This window comes from Mesorhizobium sp. M7A.F.Ca.CA.002.05.1.1 (assembly GCF_003998335.1).
Taxonomy (GTDB): domain Bacteria; phylum Pseudomonadota; class Alphaproteobacteria; order Rhizobiales; family Rhizobiaceae; genus Mesorhizobium.
The window spans coordinates 1-3,950 of record NZ_RZQI01000577.1 but is presented as its reverse complement, the minus strand read 5'-3'; the positions used below and the strand labels follow the sequence as shown (position 1 = coordinate 3,950).

Here is a 3,950-nt window from a genome sequence, read left to right as displayed (position 1 = left end):
TCGATGCCGACACCATAGCCCCAGACATGGTCCAGCGCCTTGTCGCGGGGAATGCGGAAGCCGGCTTTGCCGATCGCGGCCACCAGTTCGATCTCGTGGTGCAGATTGGCCGTCAGCGGCGGGTAGGGGATAGCGGTGCCGGAATCGACCACCGCGTCGGCCGGCTTGGTGAAGAAGAAGGGCGGATCACGCTCGTCATTGCCGAATTCGCGGGCATGCGCCGCGTAGTTGCGGCCGACGCAGTAGATACGGCGCACCGCAAAACGATCGGACGAACCGGCGACGGCCACCGATGCGGTTGCGGGCAGGGGAAGGACGAATTCTGTCATCAAGGGTCTCTGCTTGGTTGCCGGAACATTCGACCGATTTAGGGCCTGGACAAGGCGATTTGGTCGAGAAAGTGCCGGCGGCACTTTCCGCCGGAGATGGCGATATACTATTTGGCAATAATCTGGCCATGGTGGAGAGGTTATTCTAATCGCTCACGAACTGAAATGAACCCCATGACCGCAACCCACGATCGCGCCCGGTTCCTGATCATCGACGACCATCCGCTGTTTCGCGAGGCGCTGCACAGCGCCGTGCAGATGGCCTATCCGGAAGTCGACACGGTGGAGGCGCGCTCGATCACCGAGGCGCTCGATCTTCTGGCCGATGCCAAGCCGTTCGACCTCGCGCTTCTCGACCTCTCGATGCCCGACGTGCACGGTTTTGACGGGCTGCTGCAACTCCGGACCCGCTATCCGCGCCTGCCCGTGGTCATCGTCTCAGGCTATGAGGAGCCGAAGATCATTTCTGAGGCGCTGTCCTACGGCGCTGCCGGCTTCATCCCGAAATCGGCGCGCAAGAGCGACCTCGCCGCCGCCATACGCTCGGTGATGGAAGGCGCGATCTATGTGCCGGAAACCTATGAAGGCCGCACGCCGGACGCCGAAAGCGTCGACCGCGCCGACATGGTGCAGCGCCTGTCGACGCTGACGCCGCAGCAATTGCGCGTGCTGCAGATGCTGCGCCAGGGTCTCCTCAACAAGCAGATCGCCTACGAGCTGCAGGTGGGCGAGACGACTGTGAAGGCGCATGTCTCGGAGATATTGCGCAAGCTCAATGTCTATAGCCGCACGCAGGCGGTGATCGAGGTGTCGAAGCTGGACAATGCGGAGCTGTTTCGGGACCAGGCGGGATTTTGAGCTTTGCTGCGCTCGGCCCTCTGGAGATAAATGACCAGCTAAGCCAGCAAATGCGCCAGCAGCGCCCTTAGTTGTGCCGGTTTCAGCGGCTTGCGCATCAGTTCGATGCCGCCGGAGCGGGCGGCTTTGGCGACTGCTTCCGAACTGTCGGCGGTGACGATCAGCGCCGGCACGGCGCGGCCGAGATAGTCGCGGACTTCAGCGATGGTCGTGGTACCGAGATCGCCGCCGTCGAGATGCTGGTCGGCAATGACGATGTCGGGCACCCAGTCGGTGTCGCCAAGCATGTCGAGCGCATCGTCGGTCGAGGTCGCGGCCCGCACCAGGCATTGCCAGCGTTCGAGCAGGAAGGTCATGGCCTGCAGCACCTCGATATCGTTCTCGACCAGCAGCACCTTGGTGCCGAACAGGCCATAGCCGCGCGGCCGTTCCATGTCGGCAACGCTGGCGATGGCATCGGCTGGCGCACCGATGCCGACCGGAACATCGATGTGGAAGATCGTGCCGCGTCCGACCTTCGACGAGAATGTCACGGGATGGCCGAGCGCGCTGGCCATGCGGCGCACGATGGCGAGCCCGAGCCCGAGACCGCCACCGTCCAGTTCGGCATTGGCCGGCGAGGTGCCGCGATGGAATTCCTCGAACACCGCCTCGCGCTGGTCGTCGGGAATGCCGCAGCCCGTATCGGCGACGTCGATGCGGATGGTGTCGCCGCGATGTCTGGTGCCGACAAGCACGCCGCCCGAGCGTGTATAGCCCAGCGCGTTGGAAAGAATGTTCTGCAGGATGCGGCGCAGCAGCGTGCGGTCGGAGCGGACCACGGCGTGGACCGGCCGGAATTTCAGCGACAGGCCTTTCATCTCCGCCACCGGCAGGAAATCCGAGCGGAGCGACGAGAACAGCGCCTCCAGGCTGACGTCGCCTATGTCGGGCTGCACCACGCCGGCATCGAGCTTTGAGATGTCGAGCAGGGTTCTAAGCAGGTCCTCCATCGTCTCCAGCGAGCGCTCGACCTGCCGCACCAGTTTCTTGCCCTCGTCACTGGTCTGAACTTCGGCGAGCGCCGAAACCGAGAGATGGGCCGCGTTCAGCGGCTGCAGCACGTCGTGGCTGGCAGCGGCGAGGAAACGGGTTTTCGACAGGTTCGCCAGTTCGGCGTTTTCCTTGGCGGCGCTGAGGTCGATGTTCGACTGCTCCAGCCGGCGCAAGGTCGAGTGCAGTTCCTCGGTGCGGGTGCGCACCCGGTTTTCCAGCGAGATCGCGGTCTGGAACAGCGAAAAGGCGTTGCCTTGCTGGTCCATAGAGCGCTCGACGCGGCTGACCAGTGCCGCGTTGATCTTCTTCAGCTTTTCAAGATCGTTTATGTCCCTCAGCGGCATCTTGTTTGCGCCGTCCTATTCCGCCGCCTGGCGCTCGCCAAAGGCGATGCCGGTGAAAGTCTGGTTCAGATGCATCGACCGGTACTGTTCGCCATAGGTGCCGAAGCCGATGACATTGTTGACCCGGTAGAGTTCCGAGATCTCGCGAAATACCTGCCGATTGCGCGCGTCCAGCCGGCGCAGCACGCAGTCGAAGCCGAGGATCATGTCGATACCGCCAAGCCTCTCCTCGACATCGCGCAGGGCGGCGCGCGTCGATTCGACCATGTCCTTGGGTTGAGCGATCGACAGCACAACGCCATCGTCTATGGCGCAGAAGAACGACAGCGAGCCGTCGGCATGCATCTTCTGGATCGACCGGCAATAATATTGGCCGCCCACCTTCACCACCACGGGATGCGAGGCGAAGCTCAGTGGCGTCAGCATCTGCGCGACGATGCCGACGGACGCGGAATATTCCTGCGCCGCATTGGTGGCATTGAACTCGCGCACGATGCGGTGATCGGGATCGGAAGCCGTCACCACCAGTTTTTCATCGGTGGGAACGAAATTGTCGGTCTTGAAGACATGGAAGGGAATTTCGGTCGATATCAGCACGATGATGGCGCTGTCGGAGGTGACCTTGCCGTTCGAGATCAGGCGCGTCGTCTCGAATTTCAGATCGTCGCCGGCGGAGCCGCCAAGCAGCGGAATGTCGTCGAGGCCCCAGTGGATGGCTGAACTCACCGCTTCTTCGGCATAAGAGAGCCCGTCGATGAAGCAGAGCGCGAAAGTGCCTTTGGTCCGATCGCAACCAGGGCGCGCGCGCAGCGATCGCCGCAGGGTCTCCACCTCGCCGGTGATCCTGTCCATACCCGACGAGGACAGATTTTCGACCATCACGCTGACGGCGGTGAACGCGGTGGACGGAAGCAGCATGGCCAGCACATGGCCATCCTCGAGACCTTGCGGCGTGATCTCGCCGGCAGTCGAACAGCCGGCGTGGTGGAGCGCCGGTGCGTGGGTCATGAGCGCCTGGGAAAGGGCGCTGGCTTCGACCAGGCTCTGGGAAAAGAACAGCAGGGCAAAGCCTGCGTCGATGGCGGCTGCTTCCAGTGCGATCGCCTTGGCGAACGCCTCCATGTCGGGCTCGTCCGTAGTGAGCGCCGACAGGCCGCATGCATAGCGCGTCTGTGAATTGGCCAGCGATGTTCTCCGCATTTCCTCCGACGCTTTTTTGTGCGCGGCTGTTTTTAAATGCTTCTGGCGCGCGGGCGTCGACCGACATTGTTGCCTTCAATCGGCGGTTTGGCAATGGGGCCACCGGCACCGCATGTTTGGGCGCGGCCATGACCGAAAGTACAATGTTCCGCGTTTGCGACGTGCTGTTTTTTGTCCGATGTGC

The 3,950-nt window shown here is 62.7% G+C and carries 5 protein-coding genes; 2 read left to right on the top strand and 3 right to left on the bottom strand.

The features are described from left to right. The coding region (locus EN939_RS24320) for a fumarylacetoacetate hydrolase family protein (protein WP_206528328.1) at nucleotides 1-329 on the bottom strand (329 nt) is incomplete at its 3' end. Nucleotides 330-503: 174 nt separating this feature from the next. On the opposite strand from EN939_RS24320, the gene EN939_RS24315 reads away from it, so the two are divergent. After that, nucleotides 504-1,187: a response regulator gene (locus EN939_RS24315; protein WP_027039066.1), complete on the top strand. Its 684-nt coding sequence runs from the start codon at nucleotides 504-506 to the stop codon at nucleotides 1,185-1,187. Nucleotides 1,188-1,225: 38 nt separating this feature from the next. Here the strand turns inward: EN939_RS24315 and EN939_RS24310 are convergent, their stop codons facing one another. Both EN939_RS24310 and EN939_RS24305 read right to left on the bottom strand, forming a co-directional pair. After that, nucleotides 1,226-2,566, bottom strand: a complete 1,341-nt coding sequence (locus EN939_RS24310; protein WP_127270232.1) for a hybrid sensor histidine kinase/response regulator — start codon at nucleotides 2,564-2,566, stop codon at nucleotides 1,226-1,228. A 15-nt stretch (nucleotides 2,567-2,581) separates the two neighbouring features. Continuing rightward, nucleotides 2,582-3,766, bottom strand: coding sequence for an FIST signal transduction protein (locus EN939_RS24305; protein WP_127270230.1), 1,185 nt, complete (start codon nucleotides 3,764-3,766; stop codon nucleotides 2,582-2,584). Between EN939_RS24305 and EN939_RS38605 the strand changes: the two genes are divergently transcribed. Then, on the top strand, nucleotides 3,754-3,950 hold a 197-nt coding region (locus tag EN939_RS38605; RefSeq protein ID WP_206528327.1), incomplete at its 3' end, for a hypothetical protein. The genes EN939_RS24305 and EN939_RS38605 overlap by 13 nt on opposite strands.